A 19,018-nucleotide genomic window follows, 5' to 3' on the forward strand; every position below is an offset into this window, starting at 1 on the left:
ATTATTCTCCGTATACAATACTTTTCAGTAATTCGTCCTTCTCTTTTGTTCCTTTGATGATTTCTACTAATTTGGCTGCAAAATCAATCGCTGTTCCCATTCCACGACTTGTAATGATTTTTCCATCTACTACAACTTTATCTGTCTGGTAATCTGCGGATTTTAATTCTTCTTCCATCGCTGGATATGAAGTTGCCTTTCTTCCTTCTAGAAATCCGTATTTTTCAAATACTGTTGGTGCTGCACAGATGGCTGCAAGATACTTCTCGTTCTTATACGCCTTCTGAAGTAATTTTCCAAGTCCTTCATGATCTTTTAGATGAAGCGTTCCTGGCATTCCTCCTGGAAGTACATACATTGCTCCCTCCGCTTCTAATACTTCATGAAACATGATATCTGCTTCTACTTCAATACGATGTGCACCAATGATATTTCTGGAACTTCCGATAGAGACTGTAACTGTTGGAATCTCCGCACGTCGCAGCATATCAACTACAGTTAAACCTTCGATTTCTTCAAATCCATCTGCTAAAAATACAAAAACTTTTCCCATCATAATTCTTCTCCTTTATTCTTTCTATATTATAACATCGTTCTTCTTTTCTTCCTCTTCTTTATTATTACAATAACTTTAAAGAAAAAATGGTAAAAAGTCAACCCGTCTTAGCCTTACTGGTATTTCTTTTCTATTTTCAATTGACATTTTCGTTAAGAATCGGTAAAATAGATTTCGATAAATTATATGTATGTTTCCGTAGCTCAGCTGGATAGAGCGACCGCCTCCTAAGCGGTAGGCCGGGTGTTCGAATCACCTCGGGAACACTTCATGTGCCGGAGACTTATGCCTCGTTTCCGGCACTTTATGTTTATAAGGAGGAATCTCAATGAAAGGTTTATTTATTATCAACCCATCATCCGGTAAACAAAATATTGATTCTATGTTACGAGAGATCATGGCAACATTGATCCTTGATCAAATTTGTTCCCATGTTGATGTTTTTTACACAAAAGGCAAGGATGATGCGAAAAATCGTGCTGCCGAATTAAAACCAGGAGATTATGATTTTATTGTATCTGTTGGTGGTGACGGTACATTAAATGAAGTTACGAACGGTCTGATTTTAAGTGAAAGTAATATTCCTATGGCAATCATTTCCGCTGGAACAGTCAATGATTTTGCTACATATATGAAACTTCCTCAGACTGCGGATGGTTTCTGTCAGATGATCAAAGACTTCCAGACAAAGAAGGTTGATGTTGGACGTGTCAATAACGAATACTTCATCAATGTTCTGGCTGCAGGTATGTTAACAGATATCGCTTACAAAGTTCCAAAAGATAAGAAAGCCGTTCTTGGTAAGATGGCCTATTATCTGGAAGGTGTAAAAGAATTTCCAAAACAGCTTTCACAAAATATGACTTTAACATTTAACAGTAAGGAGTATTCTGGAACTGAAGATATCATGTTGTTCTTGGTCGCAAACTCAAAGAGTGTCGGAGGTTTTGCAGACGCGGCCCCTCTTGCATCTGTTTCTGACGGATATTTAGATGTTATGATCATCAAGAAAATGGCACTTCTTACAGAAGCACCAGATCTAATCTTTAAATTATTCCAGGGAGAACATCCAAAGCATCCTTCTATCGAATATTTCCAGACGAAGGAATTATCTGTTCTTCCAACAGAACAAACTGCCGGGATCGCCATCGATTATGATGGTGAAATATTAGAAGAAGGACTCCCAGTCGATATCTCTATCGTACCAGAAGCCCTTAATCTGATCATTTTACGTACAACTAATTAATCTGTACTAATAATTAATGAAGTTTCACAGAACCAATCTGTTTTCCATCATAACTTATGATATATTTATTATCTTTACATTTATATGTAAGTTTGGAAGCAGATTGGTTTTTTTCTAACATCACTGTCACGTCATTTAAATGTTTTAATGGAATCTTATATGGAGATAATTCATTTCCTGTTTTTAAGAAACCATATGTATCATCTTTCAGTACTGTATTCATTGTCTTAAATGGTGCGATTGTCTTATAATTGTTAAATCCATAATTTAACATCTTGATCGTATCTTCATATAACTCATATCCATGTGCACAAAGATCTACTACGATCAGTTCTTGATCTCCTCTCTTGGCAAATGTTACAAGAGTCCCTCCTGCTTTTGTTGTATATCCTGTTTTACCACCTTCAACACCATCATAGTTAAACATTGTTCGTTTCACCATCTTATGATGATTCCAAAGCTCTTTTCCATGTTTATCTTTGTTCGTTGGTGCAATATAATAATTAGGTTTGCATGCAACATAACGGAATGTTTCATTTTCAAGTGCTGCTTTTGAAATCTTTGCCATATCTCTTGCTGTTACATAATGATCATCATCATGCAATCCGTTGGTTGTTACAAAATGAGAACCTGTACATCCAAGTTCTTTTACTTTTTTATTCATCAGTTCTACGAATTTCTTTGTAGTTCCTGCTGTATGTTCTGCTGCTCCGTTACATGCCTCATTCGCAGATTCTAACATGATCGCATTCAGTACATCGATCAATGGAATCTTCTCTCCTGCCTTAATTCCGATATGTGTACTTCCTGGCTCAATGCTGTTAACTGCATAACTTGAAAATGTAACTTCATCATATAAATCTTTGTTATTCTCAATCGCAACCAATGTTGTTAGGATCTTTGTGATACTTGCTGGATAATGACGGTCATCTACCTTCTTTGCATACAAAATCTTTCCTGATTTCGCATCAATGACGATTCCTGATCTTCCATAGATCTTTGGCTGTTTTGCCGTTGTTTTTTCTGCTGTTGCAACACCATCTGCTGCCTGAACATTCACCTGTGGTGTCTGAAGTTGTGTCGCTGCAAACAATGACATGACCGCCATTACAGTAATTTTCTTGATGATCTTTTTCATGATTTTCTCTCCTTTGTATGTTAGATCAGACCAAATTTCTTCAAGCCTTTTTCAATTCCATCTTCATCAACTCTTGCTGTCTGATATGGTGCGATTTCTAATAATTCTGGTACAGAATTACCCATTGCAACACCATATTTTACATATTTGATCATATCGATATCATTGGCACTGTCACCAAATGCATAAGAATCTTCTCTTGAAATTCCTGTATGATCAAGGATCACTTCTATTCCCTTCGCCTTATTAACACCTAATGGTACAAATTCTACTGAATTTACAGGCTCATGATATGTTCCTTTGTATTTGTGTCCAAGGATCTCTTCGATCTCTGGTTTCTTTGAAAGCTCCATATGATGGTATGTCCATTTTGGAACATCCACTGCTTCATTTAATGGATATAATATTGTTTTACAGTCTGCTTCTGTTTTATTCTTCATCGCAATATAATAATCATCTGTGTTCTCCGGATCATAATATCCATATTTTTCTCCTTCTAAGATGATTCCAATCTTCTGTTTCTTTCCCCAGTCGATCACTGTCTGTACTTCTTCTGGTGTCATCAGTTCCTGATGCAGGATCTTGCCTTCATACTCTACATAAGTTCCTGCCCCTAAGATCACTCCATCAAATCCCATATGGAAATATTCTTCTGGAATCATTCCCTTGCTTCTTCCCGTGCACATAACGATCTTGTGCTCATTTGCGATCAACTGATTCAATGCATTAACTGTTGATTCTGGAATTCCGATTCTAGAATCATATAATGTTCCATCGATGTCAAAAAATATTATCTTACTCATTGTTTTCCTTGTTCTCCATTAAATATTCTCTATCTGCCAATCAATTGGCGCTAGTCCATGTTCTTTCAAAAATTCATTTGCCTGACTAAAATGATGGCATCCAAAAAATCCTCTATACGCTGATAACGGGCTCGGGTGCGGTGCTTCTAATATCAAATGATTCGGATTATCAAGTAATGCTTTCTTACTCTGTGCTGGACGTCCCCAAAGCATAAATACGATCGGACGGTCCTGTTGATTCAACACTCTGATCGCCGCATCAGTAAACTCCTCCCATCCAATACCTCTGTGAGAATTCGCACGATGTGCCTGTACAGTCAATACTGTGTTTAACATCATAACACCCTGGTCTGCCCATTTCTTTAGATATCCATTATTCGGAATATAGCATCCAAGATCTTCGTTCAATTCTTTATAAATATTAACCAATGATGGGGGCGCTTCCACTCCAGGTTTCACAGAAAATGACAATCCATGTGCCTGTCCATCTCCATGATATGGATCCTGCCCTAAGATCACAACTTTTACATCCTTTACTGGAGTAAAATGAAATGCATTAAAGATATCGTCAGCTGGTGGAAAAATCAGCTTGGTGTGATATTCATCCATAACTTTTTGGTATAATTTCCTATAATATGGCTTTTTGTATTCTTCTTTTAAATAATCTGCCCAGTCATTCGTAATTGGCGGCATTTTTCGACCTCCTTTTTAAAATCTTTTCCCATTATATCATAATTTGTAGTAAAATAAAATTCGATATGAATATGAAAAGAAAAGGAGGGTATTATTTTGAAGCAAATGAAAAGCTTACTGGAAAATCCCCACGGATTTTCTGTCTCACTTGTATTTGACGGACTGTTTGTCGGAATCTTTGCCGGATGCATTTCTGTCATTTACCGCCTGCTTTTAAATAACGCTGAAAAACTATTATTTACGATCATTGCATTTACTAAAACAAGGCCTTTCTGGATAGCTGTCTGGTTTATCGTTTTGATCGTTATGGGACTGATCGTTGGATGGCTCATGTCTTGGGAAGGCATGGCTTCTGGAAGTGGTATCCCACAGGTTCAAGGAGAGATGAAAGGTTATTTAAATCAGAACTGGCACCGTGTTCTTTGTTCTAAGATCATTGGTGGAACTTTATGTATTCTTGGAGGTTTATCTCTGGGACGCGAAGGCCCTTCCGTACAGCTTGGTGCCATGGTTGCAAAGGGTATTGCTAAGATTACAAAAAAATCTCAAACCAAAGAACGCTATATGATGACTTGTGGTGCAGGTGCCGGTCTTGCCGCTGCCTTTAATGCACCGCTTGCAGGTGTGATGTTTTCACTGGAAGAATTACAGAAGAACTTTAACAGCTCTATGTTAGTCTGCATCATCTCTGGATGTGTAACTTCCGATTTTATTTCAAAAAATGTCTTTGGATTATCTCCAGTTTTTGATTTTCATTTAAAGGCTGCTCTTCCTCTTGTACATTATTGGATGTTAATACTTCTTGGAATCCTGCTTGGGCTTTGTGGTGCTTTTTATAACTTTATCATGTTGAAAGGACAGGATTTATTTGGAGCAATGAAAAAAATCCCAGCAAAATACCGTATCGTATTTCCTTTTGTAGTATCTGGGATCGTTTGTTACACGCTGCCTTCTATCTTAGCAGGTGGACATGCTATGATCTCTCTGATCACAGGACATACTTTACTTGTCTCTACGATGTTATTATTATTAGTTGCTAAGTTTTTCTTCTCCGCCTTCTGTTTTGGTTCCGGGGCTCCTGGTGGAATCTTCTTTCCACTGTTGATTCTCGGTGCATACCTTGGGGCGATCTATGGAACACTGGTGATTCAGGCAAGTGGAATTCCTTCTTATTACTTAGTGAACTTTATTACGATCTCCATGGCTGGATTCTTTACAGCGATCGTACGTGCACCGATCACAGGTATCCTGCTGATCGCTGAGATGACTGGTACATTTGAACACTTCCTTTCACTGGCAGTTGTTTGTATCATCAGCTATCTTGTTGCACATCTGTTAAAGAGTGAACCAATTTACGAAAGTCTGCTAGGACGAATTCTTGCTAAAAATGGCTTTAAAGAAAGCGAAGATGCTGATCATAAGGTTCTTCGTGGATTTGCCGTTGGCACTGGTTCCATTGCAGCCAAACAGCTTGTAAAAGATATTCCATGGCCAGAACATTGCTTGATCGTTACTTTAAATCGTGGCGATGAAGAGATCATTGCTCGAGGAAGCACTGAAATTCATGCTGGCGATACGATCATTGCCTTGATCGACGATAATTATCTTGGAATGGTCACGGAAAGCATTCAGCTAATCTGCGGTGAGATCATTCCTGAATAATTTTATATTCAATTTACTTTTATTGAGAAAGTTTTCAGTTTTTATATGTTGCGATTGACTAACCTTACTTTTGACTAATAAAATATAAGAAAGAAATACATCATATAAGTTCGAAGGAGGGATTATCATGCAACCATTAACAAAAGTCATGCAGGGAGCGACTTGCACTGTCAAGTGGGCATTAGGCTTACCTGAAACTGTTGAAAAGCTCCGCGAACTAAAGATTGAACAGGGAAGTAAACTGCAAGTTGTTTGTAAAAGCAGCGATTATATGATCATCGGCGTTGGATCAAAACGGTATGCTGTTGGGAATGAAATTGCTGGAAGAATTCAGGTTTAGATAATTATAAAAATAAATAAGAACGAGAAAATCTCCATATAACTTGATTTTCTCGTTCTTATTTTGTTTATATTTGCATCATAAATCAATACTCGTATTGTTCAGGATATCCCCTGCCTGTTGATTCTCTCAAGTCCATCGACATCATGATCTGCATGTCTTCCTTTGATAATTCAAAATCAAAGATATCCGCATTCTGTATGATTCGTTCTTTGTGGACAGATTTTGGAAGGCTTACGATCCCTCTCTGCAAATGCCAGCGTAAGATGATCTGTGCAGGTGTTTTATTGTATTTTTTAGCAATAGCTACGATTTCTGGTTCTGAAAGCTGTTTTCCTTTGCCTAGAGGTCCCCATGCTTCTACAACAATATCATGTTCCTGGCAATAATTTACGGTCTCTTCCTGCACAAGGAATGGGCAGATTTCAATCTGATCAACCGCTGGTGCAATGTTAGCTGTTACTTCTAATTGTTTTAAATGTTTTGGACGAAAATTGCTGACTCCTATATTCTTGATCAGTCCTTGTTCATAATATTTCTCAAGAACTTTCCAGGAACCTTTGACATCATTTATCGGCCAGTGTAATAAATACATATCCACATGTTCAAGTCCAAGCTCTTTTAATGTCTTTTCAAATGCAGCTTCTTGTTTTCCTTCTACCATATCTTCGTACCACATCTTACTTGTCACAAAGATTTCCTCTCTTGGAATCTCGCAATCTCTGACAGCTGCTCCAACCAGCGCTTCATTCTCGTAATAGGCTGCTGTGTCTATATGACGATAGCCTGATGATAATGCATCAAGACATGCCTGATATGCTTCGTCCCCGCGGCTGTCCCAGCTTCCGAGTGCCATCACTGGTATTTCATTTCCATTGTTTAATTTAAACGTTGAACTTACATTCATGTCTTCCTCCTTGTATCTGTTATCTTTGTCTTTATACTACAACTGGAACCATCGTCCCTTGATAGTTCCTATTATAATCGATTTCTTGCTATTTATAAATGCAAATGATAAAATCAACATAACAGGCAATGGAAAGGAGCGTGTACAGAAATGGATAGGAAGCTGAAACTGCCCATAGGAATTGATAATTTTGAAAAAATTCGAAAAGAAAATTTCTATTATGTAGATAAAACAAAGCTGATCGAACAACTTCTTGAACGATGGGGAGAAGTGAATCTATTTACAAGACCACGCCGTTTCGGAAAAACATTGAATATGAGTATGCTGAAGTATTTCTTTGAGATTGGGACCGATCAAACATTATTTGATGGACTTTATATTTCAGATAATCCGCAGCTAAAAGAAGAATACATGGGAAAATTTCCAGTCATATTTCTTTCTTTAAAAGGAGTCGAAGGTCTTACGTTCGAAAATGCAAAATATCGATTGATGCAGCTAGTTGGAAGGGAAGCTAATCGTTTTCATTTTTTATCAGATAGTGATCGACTGACAGAAGATGATAAAAAAATATATCATGCAATGATTTCTTTGAGTGATGGAATGTATTCGATGAATGAAGAAGTATTGATCTCATCCCTAAAGATATTATCAGAATTGCTATATAAGCATTATGGGAAGAAAACCATCCTTTTAATTGATGAGTATGATGTACCTTTAGATAAGGCATTTCAGAACGGATATTACAAAGAAATGACAACATTGATCCGAGGAATGTTTGGAGAGGCACTTAAGACAAATGATTCTTTGCAATTTGCAGTATTAACAGGCTGTCTTCGTGTTTCAAAAGAAAGTATTTTTACAGGACTTAATAATTTTAAAGTCGTATCTATTACAGATTCACGCTTTGATGAGCAATTTGGATTTACTGATGAAGAAGTTCAAAGGCTATTAGCTGATTATCATTTGAAAGATCATATAGAAGAAACGAAAGAATGGTATGATGGTTATCATTTTGGAGATACCGATGTATACTGTCCATGGGATGTTGTCAATCATGTAGACTGCCTTCTGGAAGATCCGAATGCAGAGCCTCAATCCTACTGGATCAACACAAGTGGAAATGATCTTGTAAAAAGATTTATTGATAAAGCTGATAAGACAACCAGAAATGAAATTGAACGATTGATTGCGGGTGATATGATAGAAAAATCAATTCGAATGGAATTGACTTATGATGAGATTGATAACAGTATTGATAATCTTTGGAGTATTTTACTTACAACAGGATATTTAACACAGCAAGGAAAATCAGAACGAGGAGTATATCGTCTGGTGATTCCGAATAAAGAAATCCGAGAAGTTTATATTTTACAGATTCAAGAATGGTTTAAGGACAGCGTTTTGCATAACAGAGAACCAATAAACCAGCTTTTAAAAGCAATCAAAGAAGGCGATGCCGATACAGTTGAAAAAGACTTAACGAAGATTCTTGTAAATACGATCAGCATCTTTGATACGAAATCCAGAAAAGAAGAAAAAGAAATTTTTTATCATGGAATTGTTTTAGGATTATTACGATGTGAATCTGAATGGCTGATTCAATCAAACATAGAATCTGGAGATGGACTGGTAGACATTCTGATCGAGACAGAGGATCCAGATGCAGGAATCATAATAGAACTAAAATATGCCCAAACATTTCAGGGACTTTCTAAAGCTTGCGAAAATGCAATGCGGCAGATTAGGGAACGCAGGTATGATGAACGGTTAAGAAATGAAGGACGAAATGATATTCTTGCATACGGAATTGCTTTTTGCAAGAAAAAATGTAAAGTGGTTGTGGAACGGCTGTAGAGAATAAAAAGAAAGCTTTGATCGGTGGGATAAATGCTGTCTTCCATACACACCACTTGAATTTTTCAATCTTGTAATTGTCCACTCTATAGACTTCAGGTATATGATAAAAAAATAAATAAGCAACCGAAAGCGATGCATTGGAATTTTGCCATATTTTGAACAAAATTCCACCGCTGCGTTTTCGGTTGCTTATTTATTTTTTATCATATACTGAAAGACTACAGTTGACCAACTACAAATTAAAATTTCACTTTCGCAATCAACTGATCATTCTCTACATCGATCAAAATCGTATCTTCTGCATCAACCCCATCGCTCAAGATCAATCTTGCAGCCAGTGTCTCAACACTCTTCTGCAGATATCTCTTCAATGGTCTTGCTCCATACATTGGTTCATAACCATGGTCGGCAACATAATTCTTGGCTGCTGATGTTAATTCAACGCTTAATTCTTTGTCTGCTAATCTGCGGTTCAGATTTTTCACAAGTAAGTCGATGATATTTGTGATATTTGCTTTTGTTAATGGCTTGAACATGATCGTTTCATCCAGACGGTTTAAGAATTCTGGTCTGAAATGATTCTTAAGGTCATTCATAACCATATCCTGTGCTTCTGGTTTGATATTGCCATCTTCATCGATTCCTTCTAACAGGTAGGAAGATCCGATATTGGATGTCATGATCAAAATCGTGTTCTTAAAGTCTACCGTCTTACCTTTGGAATCTGTGATTCGTCCATCGTCTAATACCTGTAATAAGATATTAAATACATCTGGATGGGCTTTCTCGATCTCATCAAATAAGACTACAGAGTAAGGTTTTCTTCTGACTGCTTCAGTCAACTGTCCGCCTTCTTCATATCCAACATATCCCGGAGGCGCTCCGATCAGTCTTGCCACGGAGTGTTTCTCCATATATTCACTCATATCGATTCGCACGATATTCTGCTCGTTATCAAATAAGCTTTCTGCCAGTGCTTTAGCAAGTTCTGTCTTACCTACACCTGTTGGTCCAAGGAATAAGAAAGAACCGATTGGTTTGCTTGGGTCCTTGATTCCGGCTTTGGAACGGATGATGGATTCTGTAACAAGTTCCACTGCTTCATCCTGTCCAACAACTCTTTCATGAAGGATCTTATCAAGATGTAAGGTCTTATTTCTCTCACTTTCAGTAAGTTTCGCTACTGGAATTCCTGTCCAACGGGAAATGATCTTGGCGATCTCATCTTCTGTGACGGATTCTCTGACCATAGAACGGTCTTCTTTCGCTACGCGTTCTTCTTCCTCTTCTAACTGTTTCTTCAATTCTGGCAGGCGACCATACTGTAATTCGGCTGCTTTATTTAAATCATAATTTCTCTGGGCAATCTGGATCTCACTGTTTACAGATTCGATCTCTTCTCTTAATTTGGAGACTTTCTCAACGGAAGCTTTCTCATTCTCCCATCTTGCCTTTCTTGCTTTGAAGTCTTCTCGCATCTCGGCAAGTTCTTTCTGTAATTCTTCCAGACGTTCTTTGCTTAATCTGTCATCTTCCTTCTTAAGTGCGGCTTCCTCAATCTCCATCTGCATGATCTTTCTCTGAACTTCATCCAGTTCTGCTGGTAGGGAATTCATCTCTGTCTTGATCATGGCACATGCTTCATCGACTAAGTCGATGGCTTTATCTGGCAAGAAACGATCTGTGATATAACGGTTTGATAAAGTTGCTGCTGCTACCAGGGAACTATCTGTGATCTTAACACCGTGATATACTTCATATCTGTCTTTGATACCCCTTAAGATAGAAATTGTATCTTCTACGGTTGGCTGATCGACCATAACTGGCTGGAAACGACGTTCCAATGCCTGGTCTTTCTCGATATACTGGCGATATTCATCTAAGGTTGTTGCACCGATGCAGTGTAATTCACCTCTGGCAAGCATTGGTTTTAACATATTTCCCGCATCCATGGCTCCGTCTGTCTTACCTGCACCGACGATCGTATGAAGTTCGTCAATAAATAAGATAATCTGTCCATCACTTTTCTTAACTTCTTCCAGAACCGCTTTTAAACGCTCTTCAAATTCACCACGGTATTTGGCACCTGCTACCAGTGATCCCATATCCAGTGAAAAAATTGTCTTATCTTTTAACTGATCTGGCACGTCACCACGAACGATTCGCTGTGCTAATCCTTCAACAACGGCTGTCTTACCTACACCCGGTTCACCGATCAATACTGGGTTATTCTTTGTCTTTCTTGATAAGATACGAACAACGTTACGGATCTCGCTGTCACGTCCGATGACTGGATCTAGTTTCTGTTCTCTGGCTCTCTTTACAAGGTCATATCCGTATTTTTCAAGACTGTCGTATGTCTCTTCTGGATTGTCACTTGTGACTTTCTGTCCACCACGGATCTGTGATAACACCTGTAAGAAACGATCTCTTGTAATTCCGTAAGCACGGAATAATTCTTTGACTGCTTTATTTGGATGCTTGATCATTGCAAGGAATAGGTGTTCTACAGATACATATTCATCTTTCATGGCTTTCATCTCGTCTTCTCCATGAAGAAGTACCTGATTCAAGTCATTACTCATATATACCTGACCACCGGATACTTTCGGTTTCTTATTCAATAACTCCTGTACCTGGCTTAAAAATGTTTCTTTGTTAATTCCCATCTTCTCAAGCAGGCTTGCGATCAAACTGTCATCGATTGTAAGCAAACTATATAAGAAGTGTTCCTGATCTATCTCTTGATGTCCATGATCGTAGGCGATCTTCTCACACTGATTGACTGCCTCAATGGACTTCTGTGTAAATTTGTTGATGTTCATACTCTTTCCTCCTTTACGAATGGGTATTTATCTATATTAAGATATCCATTTATCTTTTGTTCTATTCGTAATATAACACTCATTATTAGCACTGTCAAGAGGTGAGTGCTAATATTTTTAATTTTTTCGTTTATTTTATTTTCAAACAAAAATGAAAGCAGATCTTCTATATGATACCTTAGAAAATCTGCCTTCATTTCTTCTAATTTTTATATTCTTCTACTTCTTCCAGACATGGAATGGATGGGGCTGCCCCTTGTCTGCTTACTGCAATTGCTGATGCTTTGGATGCGGTATCCATTGCTTCTTTGATCATTTTTCCATTTAAGATACCTGCAATAAAATATCCGGTGTAGGTATCTCCTGCTGCCGTTGTATCGACTATCTTTACCTTATAAATTGACTGTTCCACATATTCATCACCAGATATACATACAGATCCTTCACTTCCTAAAGTTAATACGATGGTTGCTTCTGGGAATTTCTGATGTAACAGACCACTAATATATTTCCCATCAATTTCTTTTGGTTCTTCCATATCAAGAATCTGCATTGCTTCTATTTCATTTAAAAGAAAATAGTTGATCTGATCTAGTGGAAGTTCTTTTATCTTCTCATTCATTGGAGATGGATTTAAAATGATCTTCATTCCAATTTCTTTTGCTTTCTTTACGATATATGGAAGTTCATTGATCTCATTTTGGATCAGTAAATAATCTTCGTTTTTAAAATGTTCAAAGACTTCATCTACTTGTTCCTTACTGATTGCCTGATTAGCTCCTCCAAATAGAATAATACAGTTATCGCCCTCTTCATCATTTTGTATGATCGCATTTCCTGTTCTTACGTCTTCAAGGATCTTAACAAGATCTGTATTTACTCCTGCTTCTTTTAATTGATCTAACAAAAATAGTCCATCCATGCCAATCGCTCCTGCATGATATGTTTCCATTCCTGCACGTGAAAGTGCAATGGACTGGTTTAATCCTTTTCCGCCTGTATATACGTTCAACTCTTCTGCAGACAATGTTTCTCCTTTTTTCACAAAATGAGAAACTTTATATACATAGTCAATATTTAATGATCCAAATGATAATATTTTCATAGAAACCTCTCTTTCTACAATCCGCTCCATCTTCGATATTCTTTTGCTTCTATCCCAAATGGTTCTAATAGTTTTGCTGCAATATGATACATCATTTCTTCTATGCTCTCTGGCATATGATAAAAAGTCATCATTGGTGGAATAATCCGCACATTCGGAATCATTGCCAATTCCTGAAGATTTCTAAGATGAATCGCACTCAGTGGTGTCTCTCTTGCTGCAAGCACCAATGGCCGTTGCTCTTTGATCGTTACATCCGCTGCACGAAGTATCAGATTGTCTGCATATCCACTGTGAATTCCTGCAATTGTCTTCATACTACATGGGACAATGAGCATCCCTTCCGTCTGAAATGATCCACTGGCTGGTCCTGCACCGATCTCTCTTGAATCCAGAACATGATCAGCAAGTTTTTCAACCTCTTCCACCTTCATTTTTGTTTCATGTTCCAAGGTCAGTTTGGCACTATCTGTCATAACCAAATAAGATTCAAAATCCTTCTGCTCTTGCACCAATTTTAGACACTGGATCAAGATTGGAATTCCACTTGCCCCTGTTGCTCCTATGATCAGTCGTTTCTTCATTCAAATAAATTTCCTTTTCCTATTTATATTCTGTATTTTATGATAACCAGTGTTCCGGATCAACTTCCATAAATCTTGCTCTCTTGAATCGCTCTTTCTGATCATATGGAACAGTACAGTCAAAGATTGTCTTGCATGCAATCCCATGATCTCTGATACTTGAAGAACATGTTGGATCGTTTGATGGATCCAGTGGATGACATCTTACCCCTGGAATCGTGATGATATCTGCATCTCCCTGGAATCTTGTATTCATTGCCCATAATACATCATTCATATCGAAACAGTCGACGTCTTCGTCTACCAAAAATACATGTTTCAGTTCACTGAATGCTGAAAATGCAAGAAGTGCTGCCTGTCTTTGTCTTCCTTCATCGCTGGCTTCTCGTTTCTTAAACTGTAAGACTGCCATGTATTTTCCACCGCCTGCGGAGCCGCAGTATACATTCTGAAGACGTCCCGGCATCGCTTTTTCTACCATTCCATAAATACTTGCTTCTGTTGGGATTCCAGCCATGGATACATGTTCTTCACTTGGCCCGATACATGTCTGCATGATCGGATTTTCTCTGTGTGTTACCGCTTTGACTTTGATCAGCCAGCACTGTGAACTTGCAGGTCCTGTGTATCCTGGAAATTCTGGCATTGCATAGCCTGTGTGGCTGTTCTGGTCTTCCTGTACTCGGACATTTGGAATCACTTCCCCTTCGATGACATATTCGGCATTTGCAATTGCCATTTCGTTAACTGTTAAGCATTTACAAAGCTCTACTGGTTCATTTCTCAATGCACCTGCTACAGATAATTCATCGTATCCCAGAGGTGTTGTTGGTGCCTCGAAACAAGAACCGATCTCGATCGCCGGATCCACTCCGATACTGATTGAAATTGGAAGTTTCTGTCCTAATTCTTCTGCACGTTCTGCCATTGCTCCGATGTGTCTTGCTCCAGGAGTGAAGAAAATAGAAAGTTCATCTTTTCCCTGAATGCATAATCTGTGGATGGTTACATCATGAACTCCTGTGTCTGGGTGCGTTGCATAGCACATACCCAATGTAATATATGGGCCTGCATCATCTGGTGTGTTGGTTGGTGCTGGTACCAGATCATACAAATTAAAGTCTGGATCTTCCACTTTATGAACAACCTGCTGACATGGTGCATCTCCCTGATATTCCACTGGTGCTATCGGATTATCTACGCTATGATAAAGTTTCTTTCCTAATTCTTCTGGTTTACAGTCCAAGAGCGCTGCCACATGCTTTCTGCTTGCTAATACACCGATGGCTACTCTGGCATCTTTATGTCCTTTGACATTATTAAATACCATCGCTGGACCTTCTTTTGTCGGGCGCTTTACAGTTCCACCTGCACCTACATAGCGGTAAACTCCCGCAAGTTCTGCCATTGGATCAACTTCTACATCAGTTTCTATGTACTGCCCTTCCATTTGTTTCAAGCGTTTTAATGCACTTCTTAAATCTCTTACTTTATCTTGCATTTGTCTCCTTCTTTCTTATACTTCTCTTTCTCATTTCCAACAACATAATCCCAATGTTCAAGTACTGCTTTTCGATAACAACAGTTCAATGACATGGCATCAATAGAGTCACAAATTGCTATGAAATGAAAAAATGGCAGATGAATTCATCTCTAGATCCATCTACCATTTCTTCATTATCTTAAAAATATCTCCATTATAAATGACAGATTTCTATCTCATTCTCACCGAATGTCTTACGGATCTTCTCCACAAATAATAATGCTTTCTCTCCATCTCCGTGAACGCATACTGAGTCTGCCTTAATATCAATATCTTTTCCAGTGATCGAAGTCACTTTTCCTTCTTTTATCATACGAATAACTCGGTTGATCGCTTCATCTTCATCTTCGATCATAGCTCCTGGTTTTCTTCGATTCACCAGTGTTCCATCTTCTTCATAAGCTCTGTCTGCAAATACTTCACTGGCTGACTTTAATCCACAGTCTTTTGCTGCTTTGATCATCTCGCTTCCAGATAATCCCATAACGATCAGGTCTTTATCATATTCATAAATTGCTTCACAGATTGCTTTAGACAGATCATAATCCTTAGCCGCCATATTATATAATGCTCCATGTGGTTTTACATGCTGTAATTTCACTCCGGCCGCTTTACACATTCCACCTATCGCACTGATCTGGTATAGTGTATATGCTTTCGCTTCTTCGTTGGAAACCGCCATGCTTCTTCGTCCAAATCCCATCAGATCTGGAAGTCCAGGATGAGCTCCAACTGCGATCCCGGCTTCTTTTGCTCTCTGGATCGTCTCCATCATAACCACTGGATCGGATGCATGATAACCACATGCAACATTCGCTGATGTGATCAATGGAATGATCTTATCATCATTCCCGATCGTGTAACGTCCAAAACTTTCTCCAAGGTCACTATTTAAATCTATCTGGTACATTTAATTTATACCTCCATTTCTTCCGTTTTATCGAATTTAATCTAATTTCAAGAGTCTCTCGATAAATCCTGTATCCGCTTTTCCTTCACAGAATTCACGGTTATTCATCAGCTGATACTGGAAATCAAGGTTTGTATTGATTCCTAATATCACCATCTCATCAAGAGCTGATCTCATTTTCTGTAATGCTGCATCACGGTCTGGTGCGTGTACGATAACTTTTGCGATCATAGAATCGTATTCGGATGGAATACAGTACCCTGTATAAATTGCGGTATCTACACGAACTCCATTTCCAGCTGGCAAATGCAAATGTTTGATCACACCTGGACTTGGCATAAAGTTTTTCTCTGGAATCTCTGCATTGATACGACATTCGATTGCATGTCCGTTGATCTCCACATCTTCCTGTGTAAAACTTAATTCCATTCCCATAGCCACTCGGATCTGTTCAATGATCAGATCTGTTCCCGTAACCATCTCTGTGACCCCATGTTCTACCTGAATACGTGTGTTCATTTCCATGAAATAATAGGTTCCTTTTGGATCAAGGATAAATTCTATGGTTCCAGCATTGGTATACCCTACTGCTTTCGCTGCAAGGATCGCATCGTGATTCATAGATTTTCTGATCTTTTCCGTGATCGCTGGGGATGGTGATTCTTCGATCAGTTTCTGGTGATTTCTCTGAACAGAACAATCACGTTCTCCCAAGGCTACGACATTCCCATGTCCATCTGCCATGATCTGAATCTCCACATGTCTTGGATTCTCGATGAATTTCTCAATGTACATCGTATCATCACCAAATGCATTGGCAGATTCTCTCTGAGCAGTATTGAAATTGAATTCAAAATCTTCTTTGGATCTGGAAACTCGCATTCCTTTTCCACCACCACCTGAAGATGCTTTTATCATAACTGGATAACCGATCTCATCTGCTAATTTCTCCCCTGTAGCTGCATCATAGACAGGTTCTTTGGTTCCTGGAACAACTGGAACTCCTGCTTCCATCATTGTTTTTCTTGCGTTTGATTTATTTCCCATGCTGTCAATGACTTCTGCACTCGGTCCGATAAATGCAATACCATTTTCTTTACATAAGCGAACGAAATCAGCATTCTCAGATAAGAAACCAAACCCTGGATGGATCGCATCTGCGTCCGTATTCTTTGCTGCAGAAATGATACGTTCCATGTTTAAGTAGCTGTTTTTTGCAGGTCCTTCTCCGATACATACTCTTCGATCTGCTAATTGTACATGAAGACTGTCTTTATCTTCTTTTGAATAAACCGCGATACTCTTGATCCCCATATTACGACAAGCACGAATAATGCGCACTGCGATCTCACCACGGTTCGCGATCAATATACTTCGAAACATACAATGCCTCCTTTAGTCTTCAAGTTTTTTTACTTTAAATAATGGCTGTCCATATTCAACTTTCTGTTCGTTGCTTGCTAAGACAGCTTCAATCTCACAGTCATAATCACTTTCGATCTCATTCATTAATTTCATCGCCTCAAGGATACATACAGTCTGTCCTGCCTTGACTCTGTCTCCAACCTTCACAAATGCCTTGGCATCTGGGGATGGAGCCGAATAAAAGGTACCTACGATCGGAGATGTGATGTATGATTCATCTTCGGAATCAATACTTTCTACTGTATCAACACCCTGTGTGGAAACTGACATCGGTGCAGCAGGCGCTCCAACACTTCCTCTTCTGCTCATTTTGATCTTTACATCGCCTTCCTGAATGCTGAAATCAAGCATAGAGGAATTCTCGATGATCTTTACTAATTTCTCAATTTTATCTAAATTCACCGTTTCATTCTCCTTTTCTATTTAAATAGTGTGCTGATTCGTTTTGCAACGAGTCTGCAATCTAATACTTCTTTACAAGGTGTATAAATCTGGCTTCTGAAGTCATTCAGCTCTTTCATCTCATCTGCTAACAGCTTCTGGGCTTCTTCTACGGATACTGCCTGAAATCTTACTTTTTGTTCTGTTTTTCTTTGAACAAGTTTCGGAATATCTACAGAAACAACTGTCGCGATCTTCGCATATCCACCCGTTGTCTGGCGGTCTGCTAATAAGATGATCGGTTTTCCATGACTTGGTACCTGAACAGATCCAAAGGCGATTCCGTCAGATATGATGTCTGAAGTCGTCTTATATGCGATAAATGGTCCTTCTAATCGGCATCCCATGCGGTCAAATTCACTTGTTACTGTATATTCTGAATTTAAAAATGTTTCTCGGCCCTCTTTTGTAAACATCTTTTCCTGAGGTCCCATGACAACTCTTAATGTTATCTTTTCCTGATCAAATTCATCAAGATCCAGACTTCTTGATAAATAATATGGCAGATATCTTCGCTTTGCCCTGAACGCAATATAATCTTCATCTTCTAGTTTCCGGCCTTTATATCCACCGATCTGACATTTGATATTCGTAGAACGGCTTCCCATGACTACTGGCACATCAAGATAACTTGAAAATGCAATATATCCTCTTGTTCCAGTTCTTGCTCCGCCAAATGTCAAAATATCTCCACGATGCATATAAATTGCTGTATACATCTTGGCAGGTTTTCCATTGATCTGCGGGCGGAAATCTCCACCTGTGATTGAAATGATCGTCTCGGATGTAAATTCAAGTGTTGGTCCTATTAAGGTAAATTCAAGAACTGCTTCATTTTCCGGGTTATCCAGCAGGAGATTTGCAATCTTAAAAGAACGAACATCCATAACTCCGGATACACTAAATCCCTGACTCTGGTATCCTGTTCTTCCAAGATCCTGCACCGTTGTCATCATTCCGCCTTTTAATACACGAATTCCCAT

The 19,018-nt window shown here is 38.6% G+C and carries 17 protein-coding genes and 1 tRNA gene; 5 read left to right on the plus strand and 13 right to left on the minus strand.

From position 1 onward, the window contains the following. Position 1 precedes the first annotated feature (1 nt). Positions 2-553, minus strand: a complete 552-nt coding sequence (locus tag QUE18_RS10260; RefSeq protein ID WP_015530847.1) for a DJ-1 family glyoxalase III — start codon at positions 551-553, stop codon at positions 2-4. A 195-nt stretch (positions 554-748) separates the two neighbouring features. On the opposite strand from QUE18_RS10260, the gene QUE18_RS10265 reads away from it, so the two are divergent. Both QUE18_RS10265 and QUE18_RS10270 read left to right on the plus strand, forming a co-directional pair. Next, positions 749-822: transfer RNA gene (locus QUE18_RS10265), tRNA-Arg, on the plus strand. A gap of 62 nt (positions 823-884) precedes the next feature. Continuing rightward, a complete protein-coding gene (locus QUE18_RS10270) occupies positions 885-1,802 on the plus strand; it encodes a diacylglycerol/lipid kinase family protein (RefSeq protein WP_008392685.1) in 918 nt (305 codons plus the stop codon). A gap of 13 nt (positions 1,803-1,815) precedes the next feature. Here the strand turns inward: QUE18_RS10270 and QUE18_RS10275 are convergent, their stop codons facing one another. The 3 genes from QUE18_RS10275 to ung are packed head-to-tail and all read right to left on the minus strand — an operon-like array spanning position 1,816 to position 4,436. Next, positions 1,816-2,940 (minus strand): D-alanyl-D-alanine carboxypeptidase family protein, encoded by a 1,125-nt coding sequence (locus tag QUE18_RS10275; protein ID WP_009204315.1) that lies wholly within the window; start codon positions 2,938-2,940, stop codon positions 1,816-1,818. A gap of 20 nt (positions 2,941-2,960) precedes the next feature. Continuing rightward, positions 2,961-3,743, minus strand: a complete 783-nt coding sequence (locus QUE18_RS10280; protein ID WP_009204316.1) for a Cof-type HAD-IIB family hydrolase — start codon at positions 3,741-3,743, stop codon at positions 2,961-2,963. Positions 3,744-3,761: 18 nt separating this feature from the next. Further along, the gene (gene ung, locus QUE18_RS10285) at positions 3,762-4,436 is read right to left on the minus strand and encodes a uracil-DNA glycosylase (RefSeq protein WP_008392682.1); all 675 of its coding nucleotides are present in this window, start codon (positions 4,434-4,436) and stop codon (positions 3,762-3,764) included. A 105-nt stretch (positions 4,437-4,541) separates the two neighbouring features. Here ung and QUE18_RS10290 point away from each other — a divergent pair, with 105 nt between their 5' ends. Beyond that, complete coding sequence (locus tag QUE18_RS10290) at positions 4,542-6,098, plus strand: ClC family H(+)/Cl(-) exchange transporter (RefSeq protein WP_009204317.1); 1,557 nt, start codon at positions 4,542-4,544, stop codon at positions 6,096-6,098. A gap of 127 nt (positions 6,099-6,225) precedes the next feature. Further along, the gene (locus QUE18_RS10295) at positions 6,226-6,438 is read left to right on the plus strand and encodes a FeoA family protein (RefSeq protein WP_008392680.1); all 213 of its coding nucleotides are present in this window, start codon (positions 6,226-6,228) and stop codon (positions 6,436-6,438) included. An 85-nt stretch (positions 6,439-6,523) separates the two neighbouring features. Here QUE18_RS10295 and QUE18_RS10300 read toward each other — a convergent pair whose 3' ends face one another. After that, positions 6,524-7,345, minus strand: coding sequence for an aldo/keto reductase (locus QUE18_RS10300; RefSeq protein ID WP_009204318.1), 822 nt, complete (start codon positions 7,343-7,345; stop codon positions 6,524-6,526). Positions 7,346-7,495: 150 nt separating this feature from the next. Here QUE18_RS10300 and QUE18_RS10305 point away from each other — a divergent pair, with 150 nt between their 5' ends. Continuing rightward, entirely contained in the window at positions 7,496-9,199 is a 1,704-nt protein-coding gene (locus tag QUE18_RS10305; RefSeq protein WP_009204319.1) for an AAA family ATPase, read from the plus strand. Between the two features lie 242 nt (positions 9,200-9,441). On the opposite strand, the gene clpB is transcribed toward QUE18_RS10305, so the two are convergent. The 8 genes from clpB to QUE18_RS10345 form a co-directional block, all read right to left on the minus strand. Further along, positions 9,442-12,027 carry an ATP-dependent chaperone ClpB gene (gene clpB / locus QUE18_RS10310; protein WP_009204320.1) on the minus strand — a complete coding sequence of 862 codons (2,586 nt, stop codon included), beginning with the start codon at positions 12,025-12,027 and terminating at the stop codon, positions 9,442-9,444. A gap of 202 nt (positions 12,028-12,229) precedes the next feature. Next, entirely contained in the window at positions 12,230-13,132 is a 903-nt protein-coding gene (locus QUE18_RS10315) for a ribokinase (protein WP_040344471.1), read from the minus strand. Between the two features lie 14 nt (positions 13,133-13,146). After that, a complete protein-coding gene (locus QUE18_RS10320) occupies positions 13,147-13,716 on the minus strand; it encodes a UbiX family flavin prenyltransferase (protein WP_008392672.1) in 570 nt (189 codons plus the stop codon). 37 nt (positions 13,717-13,753) lie between these two features. After that, entirely contained in the window at positions 13,754-15,217 is a 1,464-nt protein-coding gene (locus tag QUE18_RS10325) for a UbiD family decarboxylase (protein ID WP_009204323.1), read from the minus strand. Between the two features lie 196 nt (positions 15,218-15,413). Next, the gene (locus QUE18_RS10330) at positions 15,414-16,169 is read right to left on the minus strand and encodes a LamB/YcsF family protein (protein ID WP_009204324.1); all 756 of its coding nucleotides are present in this window, start codon (positions 16,167-16,169) and stop codon (positions 15,414-15,416) included. A gap of 36 nt (positions 16,170-16,205) precedes the next feature. Next, positions 16,206-17,552, minus strand: coding sequence for an acetyl-CoA carboxylase biotin carboxylase subunit (gene accC, locus QUE18_RS10335; protein ID WP_008392669.1), 1,347 nt, complete (start codon positions 17,550-17,552; stop codon positions 16,206-16,208). Between the two features lie 12 nt (positions 17,553-17,564). Next, complete coding sequence (gene accB, locus QUE18_RS10340) at positions 17,565-17,996, minus strand: acetyl-CoA carboxylase biotin carboxyl carrier protein (RefSeq protein WP_008392668.1); 432 nt, start codon at positions 17,994-17,996, stop codon at positions 17,565-17,567. Between the two features lie 17 nt (positions 17,997-18,013). After that, positions 18,014-19,018 carry a 5-oxoprolinase subunit C family protein gene (locus QUE18_RS10345; RefSeq protein WP_008392667.1) on the minus strand — a complete coding sequence of 335 codons (1,005 nt, stop codon included), beginning with the start codon at positions 19,016-19,018 and terminating at the stop codon, positions 18,014-18,016.

This window comes from Anaerostipes hadrus ATCC 29173 = JCM 17467 (assembly GCF_030296915.1).
GTDB classification, from domain to species: Bacteria; Bacillota; Clostridia; order Lachnospirales; family Lachnospiraceae; genus Anaerostipes; species Anaerostipes hadrus.

Coding starts and splice junctions, on each gene's coding strand:
- QUE18_RS10345 (WP_008392667.1), bottom strand. CDS start 19,018: ATGGGAATTCGTGTATTAAAAGGCGGAATGATGACAACGGTGCAGGAT.
- QUE18_RS10315 (WP_040344471.1), bottom strand. CDS start 13,132: ATGAAAATATTATCATTTGGATCATTAAATATTGACTATGTATATAAA.
- QUE18_RS10305 (WP_009204319.1), top strand. CDS start 7,496: ATGGATAGGAAGCTGAAACTGCCCATAGGAATTGATAATTTTGAAAAA.
- ung (WP_008392682.1), bottom strand. CDS start 4,436: ATGCCGCCAATTACGAATGACTGGGCAGATTATTTAAAAGAAGAATAC.
- QUE18_RS10320 (WP_008392672.1), bottom strand. CDS start 13,716: ATGAAGAAACGACTGATCATAGGAGCAACAGGGGCAAGTGGAATTCCA.
- QUE18_RS10270 (WP_008392685.1), top strand. CDS start 885: ATGAAAGGTTTATTTATTATCAACCCATCATCCGGTAAACAAAATATT.
- QUE18_RS10290 (WP_009204317.1), top strand. CDS start 4,542: ATGAAAAGCTTACTGGAAAATCCCCACGGATTTTCTGTCTCACTTGTA.
- QUE18_RS10275 (WP_009204315.1), bottom strand. CDS start 2,940: ATGAAAAAGATCATCAAGAAAATTACTGTAATGGCGGTCATGTCATTG.
- QUE18_RS10295 (WP_008392680.1), top strand. CDS start 6,226: ATGCAACCATTAACAAAAGTCATGCAGGGAGCGACTTGCACTGTCAAG.
- QUE18_RS10325 (WP_009204323.1), bottom strand. CDS start 15,217: ATGCAAGATAAAGTAAGAGATTTAAGAAGTGCATTAAAACGCTTGAAA.
- clpB (WP_009204320.1), bottom strand. CDS start 12,027: ATGAACATCAACAAATTTACACAGAAGTCCATTGAGGCAGTCAATCAG.
- QUE18_RS10280 (WP_009204316.1), bottom strand. CDS start 3,743: ATGAGTAAGATAATATTTTTTGACATCGATGGAACATTATATGATTCT.
- QUE18_RS10300 (WP_009204318.1), bottom strand. CDS start 7,345: ATGAATGTAAGTTCAACGTTTAAATTAAACAATGGAAATGAAATACCA.
- QUE18_RS10260 (WP_015530847.1), bottom strand. CDS start 553: ATGGGAAAAGTTTTTGTATTTTTAGCAGATGGATTTGAAGAAATCGAA.
- accC (WP_008392669.1), bottom strand. CDS start 17,552: ATGTTTCGAAGTATATTGATCGCGAACCGTGGTGAGATCGCAGTGCGC.
- QUE18_RS10330 (WP_009204324.1), bottom strand. CDS start 16,169: ATGTACCAGATAGATTTAAATAGTGACCTTGGAGAAAGTTTTGGACGT.